At 70.4% G+C, this 19,105-nt stretch carries 12 protein-coding genes; 4 read left to right on the top strand and 8 right to left on the bottom strand.

What is annotated here, in order from left to right:
• Positions 1 to 5: 5 nt before the first annotated feature.
• The 3 genes from N8I84_RS26170 to N8I84_RS26160 form a co-directional block, all read right to left on the bottom strand.
• Positions 6 to 3,554 carry a UvrD-helicase domain-containing protein gene (locus N8I84_RS26170; RefSeq protein ID WP_263231944.1) on the bottom strand — a complete coding sequence of 1,183 codons (3,549 nt, stop codon included), beginning with the start codon at positions 3,552 to 3,554 and terminating at the stop codon, positions 6 to 8.
• A 106-nt stretch (positions 3,555 to 3,660) separates the two neighbouring features.
• Positions 3,661 to 6,987, bottom strand: a complete 3,327-nt coding sequence (locus N8I84_RS26165) for an ATP-dependent helicase (RefSeq protein ID WP_263231942.1) — start codon at positions 6,985 to 6,987, stop codon at positions 3,661 to 3,663.
• 323 nt (positions 6,988 to 7,310) lie between these two features.
• Positions 7,311 to 7,676, bottom strand: a complete 366-nt coding sequence (locus N8I84_RS26160) for an MGMT family protein (RefSeq protein ID WP_313884286.1) — start codon at positions 7,674 to 7,676, stop codon at positions 7,311 to 7,313.
• Positions 7,677 to 7,862: 186 nt separating this feature from the next.
• On the opposite strand from N8I84_RS26160, the gene N8I84_RS26155 reads away from it, so the two are divergent.
• The 3 genes from N8I84_RS26155 (at position 7,863) to N8I84_RS26145 (ending at position 14,115) form a co-directional block, all read left to right on the top strand.
• Positions 7,863 to 10,742: a lysylphosphatidylglycerol synthase transmembrane domain-containing protein gene (locus N8I84_RS26155; RefSeq protein ID WP_263231939.1), complete on the top strand. Its 2,880-nt coding sequence runs from the start codon at positions 7,863 to 7,865 to the stop codon at positions 10,740 to 10,742.
• Between the two features lie 162 nt (positions 10,743 to 10,904).
• On the top strand, positions 10,905 to 12,449 hold the full coding sequence (locus N8I84_RS26150; RefSeq protein WP_263231937.1) for an alpha/beta hydrolase: 1,545 nt from the start codon (positions 10,905 to 10,907) through the stop codon (positions 12,447 to 12,449).
• Between the two features lie 181 nt (positions 12,450 to 12,630).
• Positions 12,631 to 14,115 (top strand): alpha/beta hydrolase, encoded by a 1,485-nt coding sequence (locus tag N8I84_RS26145; protein ID WP_263231935.1) that lies wholly within the window; start codon positions 12,631 to 12,633, stop codon positions 14,113 to 14,115.
• 98 nt (positions 14,116 to 14,213) lie between these two features.
• On the opposite strand, the gene N8I84_RS26140 is transcribed toward N8I84_RS26145, so the two are convergent.
• Positions 14,214 to 14,597: an NUDIX hydrolase gene (locus tag N8I84_RS26140; protein WP_263234891.1), complete on the bottom strand. Its 384-nt coding sequence runs from the start codon at positions 14,595 to 14,597 to the stop codon at positions 14,214 to 14,216.
• Between the two features lie 3 nt (positions 14,598 to 14,600).
• On the opposite strand from N8I84_RS26140, the gene N8I84_RS26135 reads away from it, so the two are divergent.
• Positions 14,601 to 14,783, top strand: a complete 183-nt coding sequence (locus tag N8I84_RS26135; RefSeq protein ID WP_263235070.1) for a hypothetical protein — start codon at positions 14,601 to 14,603, stop codon at positions 14,781 to 14,783.
• Here the strand turns inward: N8I84_RS26135 and N8I84_RS26130 are convergent.
• The 4 genes from N8I84_RS26130 to moeZ all read right to left on the bottom strand — a co-directional run bounded on the left by N8I84_RS26130 (position 14,774) and on the right by moeZ (position 19,070).
• Entirely contained in the window at positions 14,774 to 16,222 is a 1,449-nt protein-coding gene (locus N8I84_RS26130) for a hypothetical protein (protein ID WP_263231933.1), read from the bottom strand. The genes N8I84_RS26135 and N8I84_RS26130 overlap by 10 nt on opposite strands.
• Positions 16,223 to 16,488: 266 nt before the next feature.
• Positions 16,489 to 16,752, bottom strand: coding sequence for a hypothetical protein (locus tag N8I84_RS26125; RefSeq protein WP_313884360.1), 264 nt, complete (start codon positions 16,750 to 16,752; stop codon positions 16,489 to 16,491).
• Between the two features lie 234 nt (positions 16,753 to 16,986).
• Positions 16,987 to 17,400 carry a hypothetical protein gene (locus tag N8I84_RS26120; protein WP_263231932.1) on the bottom strand — a complete coding sequence of 138 codons (414 nt, stop codon included), beginning with the start codon at positions 17,398 to 17,400 and terminating at the stop codon, positions 16,987 to 16,989.
• Between the two features lie 491 nt (positions 17,401 to 17,891).
• On the bottom strand, positions 17,892 to 19,070 hold the full coding sequence (moeZ, locus tag N8I84_RS26115; RefSeq protein WP_263231930.1) for an adenylyltransferase/sulfurtransferase MoeZ: 1,179 nt from the start codon (positions 19,068 to 19,070) through the stop codon (positions 17,892 to 17,894).
• Between the last annotated feature and the right edge of the window lie 35 nt (positions 19,071 to 19,105).

Below are 19,105 nucleotides of genomic sequence, written 5' to 3'. Positions count from 1 at the left end.
CGAGCCTATCGGCCCGCGCTGACATCCTTGTCCGCCGGTTCCCCACCGGAGGCGCCGGCCAGCAGCAGCCGCTCGAGGGCGGCCCGGTCCGGGAGTCCTTCGGGGCGTACGACCTCGCCACTGCGGACGTACAGGAACGCGGCCCTGACGGCGTCCAGGGGCACGCCCTGCTGCTCGGCCCAGGCGAGCCGGTACAGGGCGAGCTGGAGCGGGTCGGCGGTGCGGGCGCGACTGGTCTTCCAGTCGACGATCTCGTACTGCGTGCCGTCCTCACCGTCCACGCGGTAGACGGCGTCGATACGGCCCCGTACCACGCGGCCGGCGATGCCGAGCTGGAAAGGTGCCTCGACGCGGTACGGGGTCCGATGGGCGTACGGGGTGCGTTCGAAGGCGTCCTTGAGGGCCTCCAGGTCACGCTCGTCGGCGATCTCGGCGTCGCTGCCGGGCAGCTCCTCCGGCTCCAGCATCGGCAGCCGCAGTGCCTCGAAGCGTGCCTCCACCCAGGCGTGGAATCGAGTGCCCCGGCGCGCCGCCGGCTGCGGGGGGCGGGGCATGGGGCGTGCGAGTTCCTGTGCGAGCCCGTCCGGGTCGGCGGCCAGGCGCAGCACCTGGGAGGCGGTCAGCGACGGCGGCAGCGGCACGTCGGTGACGGCCGCGCGGGCGCGCAGCAGCTCTCCGGTGAGGGCGTCCAGATCGCGGTCCCATGAGGCGACGGTGCGGGCCTCCTCCGGGATGAGCGCGGGGGCGTCCTCGGACGGGTGCCGTCGGGCGTGCGGGACGGTGGGGGTGCCGTCGCCGGCGGGTACGCGCGCGTGGGGGGCCGCGGAAGGGGGCGTGGGACGGTGGGTCGTCCAGGAGTCCCAGTCGGAGGCGTCCGCTTCGGCGTGGTCGTCCCAGGCGGCTTCCTCCTCGGCGGGCGGCAACGCTTCGCGGGCGGTTTCCTCCCCGTCGGGGTCGTCGTAGAGGTCCTCGTCGTCCGGCGGTGGCGGCCATTCCGGGTCGTCGTACGCGGAGGGGTCGTGGTCGGCCGCCGGTTGGGCGCCTTCGTGTGAGGCGACCTGCTCCAGGTGGGCGAGTACGGTCGCGGCGGCGGCGCGGCGGCGGGCCAGGGCCGCCTCGTCCAGCGGCAGCGGCCAGGAGTGATCGGTGGCCGCGTCGTGGAGCGCGGGGTTCTCCTCGTCCTCGGCGGGCGGGTCGGCCCACACCTCGATCTCGCCGTGTCCGGCCTCGCAGTGCTCGTAGAGGGCCTGGAGGAAGTCCGAGGGCCCTCGGGGGCGCTTCTGGGCGGGGCCCCACCAGTGGCCGGAGCCGAGCAGCAGGGAGCGGGGACGGGTGAAGGTGACGTAGCCGAGGCGCAGTTCCTCGGTGTGCTGGTGCTCCTTCATGGCCTCGTGGAAGGCCTTCAGGCCGCGGGAGTCCCACGTCTCGACGTCGGGCAGGGTGTCGGCGTCGCCGCGCAGCGCGTGCGGCAGCACCTTGCCCTGCGCGGTCCACTTCTCCCGGCCCTGGGCGCTCGGGAAGGTGCCTTTGACGAGCCCGGGGACGGCGACGACGTCCCACTCCAGCCCCTTGGACTTGTGCGCGGTGAGCACCTTCACGGTGTTCTCGCCACCGGGGAGTGCGTTGTCCAGGCCCTTCTCGTACTGGGCGGCGGTGCGCAGGAAGCCGAGGAACGCGAGAAGGCTGGCGTCCGGTTCGTTGGCCGCGAAGGACGCGGCGATGTCCAGGAAGTTCGAGAGGGTCTCGCGGCGGCGGGCGGCCAGCGCGTGCGGGGACGCGGACAGCTCGACCTCCAGCCCGGTGACGGCGAGGACGCGGTGCAGGACGTCCATCAGCGGGTCGGCGAGGGAGCGGCGCAGGTCGCGCAGTTCGGCGGCCAGCCGTGCGAACCGTACGCGCGCGTCCGGCGAGAACGGAAGCCCGTCGTCCTCCCGCTCGGCCTCCATGGGCAGTTCGAGGAAGGTGTCGAGGGCATCCGCGAGCGAGATCACCTCGGACGGGTCGACTCCCTCGACGGCGGCGACGAGCCTGCGGTCCGGGTCCTCGTCGCCGTCCACTCGCGCGTGCGACACGAGAAAGCGGGCGCGCCGGCCCAGGAGTGCGAGGTCGCGGGGGCCGATGCGCCAGCGCGGTCCGGTGAGGAGGCGGACCAGGGAGGCGTTGGCGCCGGGGTCCTGCAGGACCTCGCAGACGGCGACGAGGTCGGCGACCTCGGGCAGGTGCAGCAGCCCGGACAGGCCCACGACCTCGACCGGGATGTCGCGTGCGACGAGGGCGCCCTGGATCTGAGCGAAGTCGGTCGCGGTGCGGCACAGGACGGCGATCTCACCGGGAGCGGTGCCGGTGCGCACCAGGTGGGCGAGGGAGTCGGCGATCCAGTCGATCTCCTCGGAGTGGGTGCGCAGCAGGGCGCAGCGCACCAGGCCGTCACGCTCGGCGCCCGGGGCGGGGCGCAGGGCCTCCACGCCCGCGTGCATCGCGCGCAGCGGGGCGGCGAGGCCGTTGGCGAGGTCGAGGAGGCGGCCGCCGCTGCGGCGGTTCTCGCTGAGGGCCTGGCGCGTTGCGGGGCGGCCGTCGGCGTGCGGGAAGTGCTCGGGGAAGTCGTCGAGGTTGGCGACGGAGGCTCCGCGCCAGCCGTAGATCGCCTGGCAGGGGTCGCCGACGGCGGTCACGGGGTGGCCGCTGCCGCCGCCGAACAGTCCGGCGAGCAGGACGCGCTGGGCCACCGACGTGTCCTGGTACTCGTCGAGCAGGACCACGCGGAACTCGTCCCGCAGGATGCGGCCCACCTCGGGGAGGCCCGCCAGCTGGGCGGAGAGGGCGATCTGGTCGCCGAAGTCCAGCAGGTCCCGCTCGCGCTTGGCCGCCCGGTAGCGGATCACCAGCTCGGCGAGTTCCCGGCGGGCGGCGGCCGTCTCGGGAACCTTGCGCAGGTCGGCGTTGGTGAGCCGGACGCCTTCCAGGGTGCGCAGCAGCTCGGCGTCGTGGGCGCGCAGGTCCTCCGGAGCCACGAGGTGCTCGGCCAGTTCGGCGTCGAGCGTGAGCAGGTCTCCGACGAGGTCCGGGAAGGACCGGGTCAGCGACGGATAGGGGCCGGGCGCCTCGCGCAGTACGCGTGCGGCGAGCTGGTAGCGGGTGGCGTCGGCCAGCAGGCGCGAGGTGGGTTCGAGTCCGATGCGCAGGCCGTGGTCGGTGAGGAGCCTGCCCGCGAAGGCGTGGTACGTGGAGATCACCGGCTCGCCCGGCGGGTTGTCCGGGTCGATCACGTCCGGGTCGGTGACGCCCGCCTTGATCAGGGCCTTGCGGACACGCTCGGCGAGTTCACCGGCCGCCTTGTTGGTGAAGGTCAGCCCGAGGACCTGCTCCGGGGCGACCTGACCGGTGCCGACGAGCCACACCACGCGGGCCGCCATCACCGTGGTCTTGCCCGACCCGGCTCCGGCCACGATCACCTGCGGGGCGGGCGGCGCGGTGATGCAGGCCGTCTGCTCCGGGGTGAAGGGGATGCCGAGGAGCTCCTTGAGCTGCTCGGGGTCGGTGATACGTGCGGGCATGACGGAGAGGCTATCGGTGGCCACTGACAGTGGGTGCCGAGCTGCCTGCCCGCGCCGGACGATGTGCTGGTCAGCACGGGTGGTGCGACTGGTCACACCCGTGCTGTCAGTCCACGACCTGCCGGCCCTCCGGCCGCGCGCTGCACGACGCCCGGAACGCGCAGTGCGTGCAGTGCTGCCCGGTGGTCGGGGAGAAATGCTCGTCGAGGACCTTGCCGGCGGCGGTGGCCAGCAGCTCCCCGGCCCACTCACCTTCCAGGGGGTGCTGCGCCTGCACCTTGGGCAGCGTGTCCCCGCCGTCCTTCTTGGCGGCGCCCTGCCGCAGGTGGACCAGTTCCGCACCGCCCGGCTCGGGACGCCGGCCGCCGAACGCCTCGTCGACGGCGCCCTCGCGCACGGCCAGCTGGTAGACCGCGAGCTGCGGGTGACGGTCCACCTCGGCGGCGCTGGGCACCTGCTTGCCGGTCTTGAAGTCGACCACGTAGGCGCGGCCCTCGCCGTCGGATTCCACCCGGTCCATGGAGCCGCGGATACGCACCTGGTAGTCGCCCGCTTCGAGGGTGACGTCGAAGTCGTGCTCGCTCGCCACCGGGGTGCGCCCGGCGCGGGCGCCATTGGAGTGGACGTGCCACTTCAGGAAGCGTTCGAGCGCCGCGCGCGCGTTGTCCTTCTCCTGGGCGGACTTCCACGGCGCGTCGAAGGCGAGCGCGTTCCACACCGAGTCCAGGCGTTCCATGAGCACATCCAGGTCGGCCGGGGTGCGACCGGAGGCGACCTCGTCGGCGAGGACGTGCACCACGTTCCCGAACCCCTGTGCGGCGGTCGCGGGCGTGTCGGCCTTCACCTCGCGGCCCAGGAACCACTGCAGGGCACAGGTGTTCGCGAGCTGGTCGAGGGCGCTTCCGGAGAGCACGACGGGCTGGTCGCGGTCGCGCAGCGGCACCTTGCTCTCGGTCGGGTCCCACATGCCCCACCAGCGGTACGGGTGGGCCGACGGCACCAGGGGCCGTCCGTCCTCGTCGGTGAGGGCGGCGAGCCTGGCCAGCCGACGGGCGGCGGCCGCACGGAGGGCGTCGGAGGCACGCGGGTCGACGGTCGTGGCGCGCAGTTCGGCGACCAGGGCGGCGACGGACAGGGGACGGCGTGGGCGGCCGGCGACGTCCCTGGGTTCGACGCCGAGTTCGACGAGGAAGCGGGAAGGCTGGTCCCCGTCGTCGGCTGGGGCCTTCACGGCGGTGACGACCAGCCGCTCACGCGCGCGTGTGCAGGCGACGTAGAACAGGCGGCGCTCCTCGGCGAGCAGCGCGCCCGGGGTGAGGGGCTCGGCGAGCCCGTCACGGCCGATACGGTCGGCCTCCAGGAGGGAGCCGCGGCGGCGCAGGTCGGGCCACAGGCCCTCCTGGACTCCGGCGACGACGACCAGGCGCCACTGCAGTCCCTTGGAGCGGTGCGCGGTCATCAGGCGGACGGCGTCAGGACGCACGGCGCGGCGGGTGAGTGTGTCGGCGGCTATGTCCTGGGCCTCTATCTCCTCCAGGAAGTTCAGGGCGCCCCGGCCGCCGGTGCGCTCCTCCGCGCGCGCGGCGGTCGCGAACAGGGCGCACACGGCATCCAGGTCGCGGTCGGCGTTGCGCCCGGCCGCGCCGCCGCGCCGGGAGGCGTTCTCCAAGCGCCTGGGCCACGGCGTGCCGTCCCACAGCACCCACAGGGCCTCCTCTGCGGTGCCGCCGTCCGCGAGCCGCTCGCGGGCCTTCCTGAGCAGCGCACCGAGGCGCTGGGCTCCGCGCGCGTACGCCGGGTCGTGCGTCACCAGCCGCTCGGGTTCGGCCAGCGCCCGGGCGAGCAGGTCGTCGGAGGGCGGGGGTGCGGGGTTGCCGGCCACCCGCTCCTCCTCGCGCAGGGCACGGCCGAGGCGGCGCAGGTCCGCGGCGTCCATACCGGCGAGCGGCGAGGCGAGGAGGGTGAGCGCGGTCTCGGTGTCCAGCCAGGCTTCCCGTTCGATCCCCTCCTCTTGGGCTTCCTCCGACCCTGTTCGCGACGCCTCCGCCCGCGCCACCGCCCGCAGCGCCGTCAGCAGCGGGGTCACCGCCGGTTCGTGGCGCAGCGGCAGGTCGTCGCCGTCGATGTCCAGGGGAACTCCCGCGGCCGTCAGGGCGCGGCGGACCGTCGGGATCGTGCGGGCTCCGGCGCGCACCAGGACGGCCATCTCGCCCCACGGAACGCCGTCCTCCAGGTGCGCCCGGCGCAGGATGTCGGCGATGTTGTCCAGCTCCGTGCCCGGGGTGGGGTACGTGTAGACCTCGACGCGGCCCCCGTCCCGTACGGCGGCGAGTTCCCGGTGGGCGCGTACCTTCTCCGCCGGAAGCCGGGTCAGCGGCATGCGCTGGGTCAGCAGGCGGGTCGCGGCCAGGAGAGCGGCGCCGGAGCGGCGGGACGTCCTGAGGACCTCCAAGGGCGCCGGTGCGCCGTCGGTGCGCGGGAAGGCGTGGGGGAAGTCCAGGATGCCGTTCACGTCGGCGCCCCGGAACGCGTAGATCGACTGGTCGGGGTCGCCGAAGGCGACCAGGGTCCGGCCGTCGCCCGCGAGCGCCCGCAGGAGCCGTACCTGAGCGGGGTCGGTGTCCTGGTACTCGTCGACGTAGACCGCGTCGTACTGGCCGGCCATGCGCTCGGCGACGCCGGGGCGGCGAGCCAGCAGGACCGCACGGTGCACCAGCTCCGCGTAGTCGATCACTCCCTGGAGGTCGAGGACGTCCAGGTACTCGGCGAGGAAGGCGGACGCGGCCTGCCAGTCGGGGCGGCCCGTCCGCTCGGCGAAGCGGCGCAGGGCGTCCGGGCCGAGGCCGAGTTCCCGGCTGCGGGCCAGCACGGCGCGGACCTCGTCGGCGAAGCCACGCGTGGTCAGACAGGCGCGCAGCTCGTCGGGCCAACGCACGTGTGCGAGGCCGAGGCGCTCCAGATCGGGCTGGCCGGCGAGCAGCTCGCGCACCGCCACGTCCTGCTCGGGGCCGGACAGCAGCCGCAGGGGCTCGGCGAAGAGGCCGCTGTCCTGGTGGGCGCGGACCAGGGCGTAGCAGAACGAGTGGAAAGTGGTCGCCTGCGGGGCGTGCGCCGCGCCGGTGCGCAGCGCCATCCGGTCGCGCAGGTCGACGGCGGCCCTGCGGCTGAAGGTGAGCACCAGGATGCGTTCCGGGTCGCCGCCGCGGGCGATCCGGGCGGCGACGGACTCGACGAGCGTGGTCGTCTTCCCGGTGCCCGGACCCGCGAGAACGAGCAGAGGGCCGGACTCGTGCTCAACCACCGCGCGCTGGCTCGCGTCCAGTCGAGGGGGATCCACCCGGACGGGCGGGGTACGCACCAGTCGGTAAGCGCCACGGCTCCCCTCCCGCACCCGGGGGTGCGGCAGGCGCCTGGTGGAGGAAGAGGAGCTCACGTGGTTCGCCGGTCCTGGTGGTCGTACTCGTGCTGGTCACTGGCGGCGCGGAACGCCGTCGTCGAGGGATGGTGGTCGGGCGGCGGCGGGCAGGGCTGCCGCGCGTGGCGGGCGGTGGTCGCGGGATGAGGCGGACGCGCGCCCTCGACGCTACGCCCGCCCGGTCCGCGGAAGCAGGGCTTCCCCGACCTCCCGCATGCCCCTTGCGTCACGGCAGTCACTCTGGTCGCCCAACCCACGAACGTACGCCAGGCCACGCTTGCGCCCTAATTCACCCGTACGAGCGAGGCATGCCCGTTCGGCGCGTCCGATACCGGAAGCTGTCAGGTGTGATCCTCCGCGCGTTCGACGCCGTCCCAGCGCGCCCGCCTCATGTCGACCCGCGGCAGATGCCCCTCCGAGGCGCGGCCGGCCTCCCGCAGTGGGGTGCCCTCCGCCCGGTAGTGGCCGAGCGCCTCCAGCTCATGGCCCGGGAGCAGTACGCCGTCCGCGCGGATGACACGCCACCAGGGGACCGCTCCGCCGTAGAGGGCCATCACACGGCCCACCTGGCGCGGGCCTCCGTCCTCCAGCCACTCGGCGACGTCCCCGTACGTCATCACGCGCCCCGGCGGAATGCGTTCGGCCACGTCAAGGACCCGTTCCGCGTACTCGGGCAGGGAGTCCGCCGCAAGGTTCTCCTCGCTCATCCGCCCCATCCTGCCCCACCACACCGACAATGTGATGAGAGAGCGGCCGAGCGTGACCCTCGCCCCGGCGCAGCGCTTCGGGCAGACTGTGCGCCCCCGCATTTGCACCCTGATGCCCCCGTGTGTCGGGTGGGCATGCCACCATCGTGCGGGCGGTGACTGGTGATACGAGACCAAGAAGAGACGATGAAGCAGCAGGGCGTGCACCCCGACGGCGCGGAGGGCACCCCTGGGGGTTCGTCGCGCCCTGACACCGCCGCCGCGGGCCAACACGCCGGCGAAGAGGCGAACGAAGAAGCGAACCAGGAGACGCTCGCCGGCGACCTCGCGCGCGAGACGACGCGCGACAGCCACGGCGAGAAGGCGCCCGACAGCGCAGCCGGACCCGCCCCGGCACCTGGCGACGACACGCCGCGGACAGCGGCTGCCCATCGGGGACCGCAGCGGGACAAGGAGGGCGCCGACGCCCACAACGACGAGGTGGAGGGCGACGAACCGCTGCTCCCCGCGCGCGTGCACCGTCCCTCGGACCTGATGCGGCTTCTGGTGGGCGTGCTCGGGATCGGGGTGCTGCTCGCGGTCGCCGCGTTCGCGCACGGCACCACGTCGGGGCTCGAGCAGGACATCAACAGGGGCACGGGGCAGGCACCCGATCTGCTGATCAAGCTCGCGGGTCTGGCATCGAGCATCGCGATCCTGCTGGTACCGGTCGCCTTCGCGATCGAACGGCTGATCAAGCGGGACGGGGTGCGCATCGCCGACGGCGTCCTCGCGGCGGTCCTGGCCCACGGAGTGACACTCGCCACGGACCTGTGGGTCGCCCGGGCCGCCCCGCCCTCCATCCAGGAAGCGCTCACTCAGCCCTCCCCCGGCGACATTCACGCCCTGACCGATCCGGTGCACGGCTATCTCGCGCCCGTCATCGCGTATATGACGGCCGTGGGCATGTCACGCAGGCCGCGCTGGCGTGCCGTGCTGTGGGTGGTGTTGCTCCTCGACGCCTTCTCGATGCTGGTCACCGGCTACACCACACCGTTCTCGATCATTCTGACGGTGCTGATCGGCTGGAGTGTGGCGGCCGGAACGCTGTACGCGGTGGGCTCGCCGAACGTACGGCCCACCGGGCGAACCCTGATGGCGGGGCTGCGCACCGTCGGCTTCCGCCCCGTGAGCGCGGCACGCGAGGAGATGCACGACACGGCGGACAACGGCGACCGCGGCCGCCGCTACTTCGTCACTCTGGAGGACGGCCCGCCCCTCGACGTCACCGTCGTCGACCGCGAGCAACAGGCGCAGGGCTTCTTCTACCGCGTGTGGCGGCGGCTGACGCTGCGCGGGATCACCACCCGGCGCAGCCTGCAGTCGCTGCGGCAGGCCCTGGAGCAGGAGGCGCTCCTCGCGTACGCGGCCATCGCGGCCGGCGCCAACGCGCCCAAGCTGATCGCGACCTCCGAGCTGGGCCCCGACGCCGTGATGCTCGTCTACGAGCACACCGGCGGCCGCACCCTGGACCAGCTGGCCGATCAGGAGATCAACGACGAACTGCTGCACGACACCTGGCAGCAGGTGCGGGCGCTGCAGTCGCGGCGCATCGCGCACCGTCGGCTCGCTGGTGACGCCCTCGTGGTGGATCGTTCCGGCACCGTCATCCTGACGGATCTGCGCGGTGGCGAGATCGCGGCCGGTGACCTGGTGCTGCGCATGGACATCGCGCAGCTGCTGACCACACTCGGGCTCCGGGTCGGCGCCGAGCGGGCGGTGGCATCCGCGGTCGACGTGCTCGGCCCGGACGCGGTCGCCGACTGTCTGCCCATGCTCCAGCCCATCGCGCTGACCCGCTCCACGCGCGCGACGCTCCGGAAGCTGGCCCGGGAACGGGCCGAGCGCGAGCGGGAAGCGGTCCTCGAAGCGTCCCGGCAGGACAAGGCGGCCCGTGGGGAGGAGACGCACGACGGCTCCGGGGTCGTCCTCGACAAGCCCGACAAGAAGGCGGTACGCGCCGAGCAGCGGGCCGAGAAGCGGGCGATCGACGAGGCGCTGGACGAGGCCCGCGAGGAGGACCTGCTCACCCAGATCCGCCACCAGGTGCTGCGCATCCGGCCGCAGGCACCGGTGGAGCCGGCCCGCCTGGAGCGGGTCCGGCCGCGCACGCTGATCAGCTTCATGGCGGGCGCCGTCGGCGCCTACTTCCTGCTGACGCAGCTCACCCACATCCAGTTCGGCACCCTCTTCGCCAACGCCGAGTGGGGCTGGGTCGCGGCGGCCGTGTTCTTCTCCGCACTGAGCTACGTCGCGGCGGCGATGGCGCTGCTGGGCTTCGTGCCCGAGCGGGTTCCGTTCGTGCGGACCGTGGCCGCTCAGGTCGCCGGGTCCTTCGTGAAGATCGTGGCGCCCGCCGCGGTCGGGGGCGTGGCGCTCAACACGCGCTTCCTCCAGCGCGCGGGGGTGCGGCCGGGGCTCGCGGTGGCGAGCGTGGGCGCCTCCCAGCTGTTCGGGCTGGGCTGTCACATCCTGATGCTGCTGTCCTTCGGATACCTCACGGGCACCGAGAAGACGCCGTCCCTGTCCCCGTCCCGTACGGTCATCGCGGGCCTGCTGACGGTCGCTGTGCTCGTCCTGGTGGTCACGTCCGTGCCGTTCCTGCGGAAATTCGTCGTCACGCGCGTGCGGTCGCTGTTCGCCGGTGTCGTCCCGCGCATGCTCGACGTACTGCAGCGGCCGCAGAAACTGGTCACCGGCATCGGCGGCATGCTGCTGCTGACCGCGTCCTTCGTGATGTGCCTGGACGCCTCGATCCGGGCGTTCGGCCACGAGGAGAGGACCACGCTGAGCCTGGCCAGCGTCGCGGTCGTCTTCCTCGCCGGCAACGCCCTCGGCTCGGCCGCCCCGACTCCGGGCGGTGTGGGCGCGGTCGAGGCGACCCTGACGGTCGGTCTGATCGCCGTCGGCCTCCCCAAGGAGGTCGCGGCTCCCGCGGTGCTGTTGTACCGGCTGCTGACGCTGTGGCTGCCGGTGCTGCCCGGGTGGCTCTTCTTCAACCATCTGACACGCAAGGACGCCCTCTAGGCCTGCCGCGCACGGCACGCGCGCGCGTGGGGGGCTCGCAGGCACATCCGGTGCTGCACTCACCGGCCTTGGGCACGGGCGACACGCGGTGACGGCAGCCGGGAGTCACCCGCACGGACCGCGTCCCGAGCGCCCCGGGCCGTGCGGTCGCACGATGGGGACATGCCGAACCGTCTCTCGAAGCGTGCCGCCGCCGTGAGCGCCGCCGCCGTGCTTGTGTCCTCCCTTCTGACGGGCTGCGCCAGCGGCTTCGTGGACGGGGAGCTGTCGAGTCAGAAGCTGATCTGGAACAACTGCCCGGCGCCGTCCGCGTCGGAGGGCGGCGGCACCGCTCCCTCACCGCTGCCGAACGGCGGACGGTGGCAGTGCGCGACCATGAAGGCGCCCCTGAACTGGGACGACCCCACGAGCGGCACCATCGACATCGCGCTGATCAGGGTCAAGGCCAGCGGCCCCCCGAGCGAGCGAATCGGCTCCCTGATCTTCAACTTCGGCGGCCCGGGCGGCTCCGGCGTGACCGCGCTGCCCGCCTTCGCACAGGACTACGAGACCCTGCGCACCCGCTATGACCTCGTGAGTTTCGACCCGCGCGGAGTCGGCCGGAGCGCTGGCGTGAAATGCGAGGACGATCAGCGGCTCGACGCCTTCTTCCAGCAGGACGAGACACCCGACAACGCGGCCGAGCTGACGGCCTTCCTCAACAGCACCAAACAGTTCAGCAGCGCCTGCCAGAAGCACTCCGGCAGGGTGCTGCCGTATGTACGCACCACCGACGCGGCACGCGACATGGACCTGCTGCGCCAGGTGCTCGGCGACAAGAAGCTGCAGTACTTCGGCATCTCGTACGGCACCGAACTCGGCGGTGTCTACGCGCACTTGTTCCCGAAGAACGTCGGGCGGGCCGTGCTGGACGGGGTCGTCGACCCGACACAGGACCCGGAACAGAGCGCGCTCGGACAGGCCAAGGGATTCCAGCTCGCGCTCGACAACTACGCCCGGGACTGCACCTCCAAGAGCACCGGATGCCCGGTCGGCCGCACCCCGCAGGATGTCGAGAACCGGATCGTCGCGCTGCTGAAGAGACTCGACGCCAAGCCGATCCCCGGAATCTTCCCCCGCAGGCTGACCCAGACCGCCGCGACCAACGGCATCGCACAGGCGCTGTACTCCAAGGACTTCTGGGGCTACCTGACCGAAGGGCTGCAGCGGGCCTACGCGGGCGACGGGGAGGTGCTGATGGTGCTCTCGGACGCGTTGAACGGGCGCGACGAGAACGGCCAGTACAGCAACCTCATCCCTGCGAACGTCGCCATCAACTGCGCCGACGAGAAGCCGCGGTACACGCCGGCCGACGTGAAGGCCAAGCTGCCGGAGTTCCGGGCCGCCTCCCCGGTGTTCGGCGACTTCCTGGCCTGGGGCATGCTCAGTTGCACCGGCTGGCCCGTGGCAGGAGCCGCCAACCATCCGAACGTGAGCGCGCCCGGCGCCCCGCCGATCCTCGTGATCGGCAACACCGGAGATCCGGCCACCCCTTACGAGGGCGCCAAGAGGATGGCGGACGCGCTGGGCAAGGGCGTCGGCGTGGAGGTGACGTACAAGGGCCAGGGGCACGGCGCCTACGACAGCAGGAACAAGTGCGTGCAGAGCGTCGTGAACGGCTACCTGCTGAACGGAAAGGTCCCCGCGGCCGGCACCGTCTGCACCTGACCGACGCACCCGCACCCGACCGACCGGCCCCACCCACCCGCAGACGAAAACCCCACCCCCATTACGGGAAATCCCAGGTCAGATGGTTATCCACAGGCCGATATGGGCTCCGCTCGATCCGCCTACCATGGCCTCATTGCTTTCCGCGGCACCGAGCGGGGAGCGGAGGAGGGGGGTACAGATGTCACGTTTTCCACGGTGGACGGCCGTGATCGCCGCCGCGCTGCTGGTGGCCGGCTGCGGTGGCGGTTCGTCCGGTGGAGGCGGGACCACGGGGCTGCCCGCCTCGCTCACCGCGCAGAAGCTCGACTGGGGCCGCTGCAAGGGCACGTCGGCGCCGGGCGGAGACTGGCAGTGCGCCACGCTGAAGGCACCGCTGGACTGGGCGAAGCCCGACGGTGAGACGATCGGCCTGGCGCTGATCCGGTCCCGGGCCGAGGGGGGCGACCGGATCGGCTCACTGCTCTTCAACTTCGGCGGTCCCGGCGGCTCCGGCGTCTCGATGATGCCGTCGTTCGCGACCACGGTCTCCACCCTGCACGAGCGGTACGACCTGGTGAGCTGGGATCCTCGCGGCGTCGGAGCCAGTGGCGGGATCCGCTGCCGCAGCGACCAGGCGATGCAGGCCGCCGAGAGCATCGATGTGACACCGGACGACACTGTCGAGGAGAAGGCGTACCTCGATGACGCCGCCGCCTTCGGCAAGGGCTGCGCGAAGGCGGCCGGAAAGCTGCTCGGGCACGTCTCGACGACCGACACAGCGCGAGACATGGACCTGATGCGCCAAGTGCTCGGCGACCGGACGACGCACTACTTCGGCATCTCGTACGGCACCGAACTGGGTGGCGTGTACGCCCACCTGTTCCCGAAGAACGTGGGGCGCATGGTGCTGGACGCCGTCGTCGACCCCACCGCTGACAGCATCGGCCACGCGAAGAACCAGGCCCTCGGGTTCCAGCGTGCGCTGGACGACTATCTGAGGTCGACGGGACAGGACCCGAAGCAGGGCTCCAAGAAGGTCACCGAGTTGCTGCGGCGGACCGACGCGAAACCTCTGCCGACGTCGTCGGGCCGACAGCTCACCCAGACACTGGCCGTCACCGGCATCGTGCTGCCGCTCTACAGCAAGCAGAGCTGGCCCATGCTCACCAGCGCCCTGCAGGCGGCCGAGGCGGGCGACGGTTCCGGGCTGCTGTCGCTGGCCGACGACTACAACGAGCGGGACCCGTCGGGCCACTACGGCACCACGACACACGCGCAACGGGTCATATCGTGCCTGGACGACAGGCAGCGGCCGACGCCCGAGTCGGTGAAGAAACTGCTGCCGGAGTTCGAGAAGATCTCACCCGTCTTCGGCGACTTCCTGGGCTGGGACACGGCCGGCTGGTGCCATGACTGGCCGGTGGCCGGACAGTCCGACCACCCGGTGGTCAGCGCGCCGGGAGCCGCGCCGGTGCTGCTGGTGGGCAACACCGGGGATCCCGCAACGCCCTACGAGGGCGCCCGGAAGATGGCCGACGGGCTGGGCAAGGGTGTCGGAGTGGAGCTCACCTGGAAGGGCGAGGGCCACGGGGCGTACGGAAGCGGGAGCACCTGCGTGGACTCCGCGGTGAACGCGTATCTGCTGAACGGGACCGTACCGAAGGACGGAACGGTCTGCTCATGACGACAGCAGAGGCTTCGGACACCCATGACACCCGAAGCGCCCGCCGTCCAGGAAGAAGGTGAGCACCTCGTGGACTCTGATACTCGCCCCTTGCCTGATCACCGACCAGGCAGATGCCCGAGCGCGTGAGCAAGAGCCAAAGCAGCCAGAGACATGCCGTCCTCGATGCGCCCCTGAGCTACCCAATGCCATAGTTCTCGGACGTGAAGCCAGCGCACGGCGGACACTTCTTGCACATCAACTACGCGCCCAATGGGGTCGTTCACTCGTGCGAGCACTAGGGCGACCCGGGTCGCCAACATTCCCGAATCTGGTGTCATGACGCTCAAGTGCTCGAGTTCGGCGTCTTGCACACCAAGCTCTTCCCGGAGCTCCGCCCGGGCGGTGACGAGGGGATCATGACCATGAGAGAAACCCCGAGGCAGGCCCCACTGCCATGAGCCGACCGGGTAGCGATATGTATGGACCAGCCCGACAGTCATTCCATGGATGGGCACTATCACCACACCTGGACCTTCACCGCGATTTGCGATTCTCAGGTATCGGCCAAGGGTCCCGTCCGGGAACTCCACCTCGTCATCGAAGACCTCGGCGAAGCGATTCGCATAAGCGAGGACCTCGCGCTTCCGGCGGATCGGCTCATGGCGTTCCGGGTCTCTCAAGGCTGATGTCCCCTCACGTCGACAACCCTTCCAAGTGCATGGGCCCTGCGCCGCGTGCCCTGCCAGCGGCGGATGGATTCAACTCCCTTTTTGGCCACAGCAGGGGCAACGGCCCCGATGGCTGTCGCAGGGAACTCGAGGATACCCGGCACTTGCCAGAGTGCAGCCGCAATGGCAGGTCCGGCGGCACCACCACCGGTAAGGAGAACCTGAACGCCAAATTTGCCTACCAGACCGGCCTCGCCTCGACCGCCGAGAATGGACGCGACGCAGGCAAGATGATCATCGAGTGCATTGCGGACGGCTGTGGCGTCCTCTGCCGCAGCCAACTTGTCCAGACCCTTCCAGAAGGGCGACCGGGCCCGGCCCTGACCTCCCCGCTGCGCTCGCGCGTCAAGGAGAGCGGCGATGGCGTCTACCGCACTATCCCGCAGATTCGACAGTTGGCGACGGGTTTGCGTCTCCGTGGCGACCGCTTGTGAATTGAGCCGCACTTCGAACAATGGCTGTTCCTCTGACTCGCCTGTCGAAACTCCCTCGTGCGGCAACCAGGCCGCTTGGTGCGCCCCGGAACGGTATTGCGCGATTGCGAGCTCTTGGGCAATGGCGCGAGAGATGAGGATCCGATCCCCAAGGGCCACATCAGTACTGAAGGTCGCGGGCGCAATACCGATTGAATCAGCCACGATTGCATTGTACAAAGTGTCAACGAACTCGATTACGAGATCGAGCGTATCCTTGCTTCCGACGATTTCCTCTGGTGTTCTACCATCCGAATCGTTGGGCCATGGTTCTGCGATTCGCAGTCGACTGCGTTCGTTGAACGCCCGAGGCCGTGTTGGATCAAGACGACGAATCGCACTGACGAGGTCTGCATGGACCTCACGGAAGGACTCCGGAAGAGATTGTTCCGCTCGACCCGTCAGGGATTCCTCCGCAATGGTGGAGGCAAGCAGCTCCCCCAGCCCCAATGGCGCAGCCGGGGCTTTTGCCCTCACTCGGGGCAGGCCTCGAAATTCCGCACGAATATCGTTCAGCGCCTGTGCCCGTTCGACGCCTATCCAGTCACTATTGAGCAGACGATCGAGGTTCTCCGACTGCCAGCGAACGTCGCGAGGATCGAGGCCATATTGTTCCGGCTTGTGGAGTTCCGGCAGTAAGGAACTGAAAAATGGACGGTTCTTGTCGAAGGCACGACTGAGCATGCTTGCTGCGGCATCCTCGAAAGAATCCGCACCGAACAGATGAATCCGGAAGGGGTGTTCATCAATTGCTGCCCTATTACGGGCCCTGAGTACGGTGCGAGCGAGGGTGAGAAATCCGGTGGAGTCGAAAGCATAGGACTGAGGAACGACGACATCGCGCCCCAGCGCAAGGGTCATGAGTACTTCGACGAAGATCTGAAGCTCAAGCTCATCCCGGCGTTGCCGCTCCAAGTCCGACATGCCAGTCGGACCCGGCCACGGCATCCGCACGGAGTCAAGTGACTCCAGGTACTGGAGGTCTTGACCGCTTGAGAAAGCCATATCCGCTCCCACGTCGCCACCCGGCACGACCCACGCAGCCTACGGTCGGGTGATCACGCGTGGCTAGCTCACTCGGCTGCACCGGAGGGCCTGACGGCTGATCAGTGGGCAGCCCACGGGGCGCGCGAGAGCGCCATGCCCACCCAAGAACGACAGAAGCCCACGGCATCTGAGCTGGTGCATCTTCACCCCTCGTGGGCCGTCGTGGGGCCGTCATCGGTCTCGGGGGCCTGCGAGAAGGCACGGTTCACGGCCTCACGGGTCCGCTCTTCGCTGCTGGGCATCGGGTGCGTGTACGTCCGCAAGGTGAAGCCCGGGTCGTGGTGCCCCAGATACTGGGACACAGCCCTGATGCTCTCCCCCGCGTCCACCAGGACGGACGCGTGGTGCGCGAGGACGGACGACTCCCGGCCATCCGCCGCGCCGACAACGGCACTTGGGAATGACATCAACGACGCCGGACGGAGGCGTACACCAGCGTCTCTGTCTAGCCGTCGCACCAGTCGACGACAGCCGCCGGAGCAGGCTCGGATCGAACTCCTAAAGCGGGTGTCACAGGTTCGAACCTGCTGGGACACATGATGAAGGGCCGACTCAGGAAGGGTTTCCTCCGGGGCCGGCCCCTTGTCGTGGGTCACGCTGCAGTCCGGCGCAGGAGCGTGTAGGAGCTGCTAAAGGCGGCCTCAGTAGGTTCTGCGGCGCAGGCTTCGCACGAAGAGCGGGACCGCCAACAGGAGCAGGGCTCCTTCGACGGCCAGGCTGACCAGCCCGAGCGGTTCCGTCCAATTTCCGATGTCGTCGCTGTAGTCCGGCAGTCCCGGACCCCTGGAGAGGATGTAGCCCAGCAGGGGGCCGATGGCGACCCCGGCTGCCAGCAGCCATCCCGGTCGGACGAGACCGACGAGGAGCAGCACGGCGGCGACCACGGCCGCGATCTCCAGGACGTGGTAGGCGACGCCGACGTAATAGGGGTCCCTCGTCGTCGTAATGCCGCCTTGGTCCACGACATGGATGGCGGCCACCACGAGACACAGCAGAGCTCCCGCCCACCTGGCCATCCAGGTGGCCTCCGGCGTCATCACGGTGCGGTGTGACATGCCGAGGCACCTTCCCCTTCCTTCGGCAGCGCGTGTCTGCCGCGTCGCGGTCTCGTCTGCCCGGTCGGCTCCCGAACGGGCAGCGCGCCGTACCTATGTCAGGTCCCAGCCTCAGCGGACGGCTGCTCGCCGTCCCCTCCGACGGTGCAGACGAGTGACACGGAAGAGGTGCCGCCGCGGACGGCACTCCTCCACCGGCAACCTGGGCGTCCACGGCATTGGGACTCCGCGGGCCTGGTGGCAAAGCACTGCCGTCACGCAAGGGCTCCGGCTCCACCCGCTGAGCTGCCGGTGACCGAGCCCGAGGCGCCCTGTCGGGCGGCAGTGCTTTGCGCTCTCGCAGCAGGGTTCCCCGGTGACCACCGCAGCCCGGGCCGTCTCTGGGCCGTGCGAGGCCACCCGAAGCCAATCGACAACGACAGAAGCCCACGGCATCTGAGCTGGTCAGAGCCGTGGGCTTCTTCAGCCTCGCTGGTGGGCGAGACCGCTGATCAGTACACCGGCTTGTGCGGTTCGATCTGGTTGACCCAGCCGATCACGCCGCCGCCCACGTGGACGGCGTCGGAGAAGCCCGCCGACTTCAGGACTGCGAGGACTTCCGCGCTGCGGACACCGGTCTTGCAGTGCAGGACGATCTTCTTGTCCTGCGGGAGGGTCTCCAGGGCGGTGCCCATCAGGAACTCGTTCTTCGGGATCAGCCTGGCGCCCGGGATGGAGACGATCTCGTACTCGTTCGGCTCGCGGACGTCGATGATCTCGATGTTCTCGCCGTCGTCGATCCACTCCTTGAGCTGCTTGGGAGTGATCGTCGAGTCGACGGCCGCCGCCTGGGCCTCCTCGGAGACGACGCCGCAGAAGGCCTCGTAGTCGATGAGCTCGGTGACGGTCGGGTTCTCGCCGCAGACCGCGCAGTTCGGGTCCTTGCGGACCTTGACCTGGCGGTACTGCATCTCCAGGGCGTCGTAGATCATCAGCCGGCCGACCAGCGGCTCGCCGATGCCCGCGAGGAGCTTGATCGCCTCGTTCACCTGGATGGAGCCGATCGACGCGCACAGCACGCCGAGGACGCCGCCCTCTGCGCAGGAGGGGACCATGCCCGGCGGCGGGGGCTCCGGGTAAAGGCACCGGTAGCAGGGGCCGTGCTCCGACCAGAAGACGGAGGCCTGGCCGTCGAAGCGGTAGATCGAACCCCACACGTACGGCTTGTTCAGCAGCACGCACGCGTCGTTGACCAGGTAGCGCGTCGCGAAGTTGTCCGTGCCGTCGACGATGAGGTCGTACTGGCTGAAGATGTCCATCACGTTGTCGGCCTCGAGCCGCTCCTCGTGAAGGACCACGTTCACGTAGGGGTTGATGCCCTTGACCGTGTCGCGCGCGGACTCGGCCTTCGAGCGGCCGATGTCGGACTGGCTGTGGATGATCTGCCGCTGCAGGTTCGACTCGTCGACCTCGTCGAACTCCACGATGCCGAGCGTTCCCACGCCCGCCGCGGCCAGGTACATCAGCGCCGGCGAGCCCAGACCGCCGGCGCCCACACAGAGCACCTTGGCGTTCTTCAGCCGCTTCTGCCCGTCCATCCCGACATCGGGGATGATCAGGTGGCGGGAGTACCTGCGGACCTCGTCTACGGTGAGCTCGGAAGCCGGCTCGACCAGGGGTGGCAGCGACACGGGGACTCCGTTGGTCGGTCAATCACTACGGTTGT

Origin of the sequence: Streptomyces cynarae (assembly GCF_025642135.1) — a bacterium.
GTDB classification, from domain to species: domain Bacteria; phylum Actinomycetota; class Actinomycetes; order Streptomycetales; family Streptomycetaceae; genus Streptomyces; species Streptomyces cynarae.
This window is presented reverse-complemented; position numbering and strand designations above follow the sequence as displayed.

Excerpts from the sequence above, each read along its gene's own strand:
- N8I84_RS26140 (WP_263234891.1), bottom strand. The coding sequence starts at position 14,597 with ATGACTGTCGGGCTGGTCCATACATATCGCTACCCGGTCGGCTCATGG.
- N8I84_RS26150 (WP_263231937.1), top strand. The coding sequence starts at position 10,905 with ATGCCGAACCGTCTCTCGAAGCGTGCCGCCGCCGTGAGCGCCGCCGCC.
- N8I84_RS26130 (WP_263231933.1), bottom strand. The coding sequence starts at position 16,222 with ATGTCGGACTTGGAGCGGCAACGCCGGGATGAGCTTGAGCTTCAGATC.
- N8I84_RS26135 (WP_263235070.1), top strand. The coding sequence starts at position 14,601 with ATGGATGGGCACTATCACCACACCTGGACCTTCACCGCGATTTGCGAT.
- N8I84_RS26120 (WP_263231932.1), bottom strand. The coding sequence starts at position 17,400 with ATGTCACACCGCACCGTGATGACGCCGGAGGCCACCTGGATGGCCAGG.
- N8I84_RS26145 (WP_263231935.1), top strand. The coding sequence starts at position 12,631 with ATGTCACGTTTTCCACGGTGGACGGCCGTGATCGCCGCCGCGCTGCTG.
- N8I84_RS26155 (WP_263231939.1), top strand. The coding sequence starts at position 7,863 with ATGAAGCAGCAGGGCGTGCACCCCGACGGCGCGGAGGGCACCCCTGGG.
- N8I84_RS26160 (WP_313884286.1), bottom strand. The coding sequence starts at position 7,676 with ATGAGCGAGGAGAACCTTGCGGCGGACTCCCTGCCCGAGTACGCGGAA.
- N8I84_RS26170 (WP_263231944.1), bottom strand. The coding sequence starts at position 3,554 with ATGCCCGCACGTATCACCGACCCCGAGCAGCTCAAGGAGCTCCTCGGC.
- N8I84_RS26125 (WP_313884360.1), bottom strand. The coding sequence starts at position 16,752 with ATGTCATTCCCAAGTGCCGTTGTCGGCGCGGCGGATGGCCGGGAGTCG.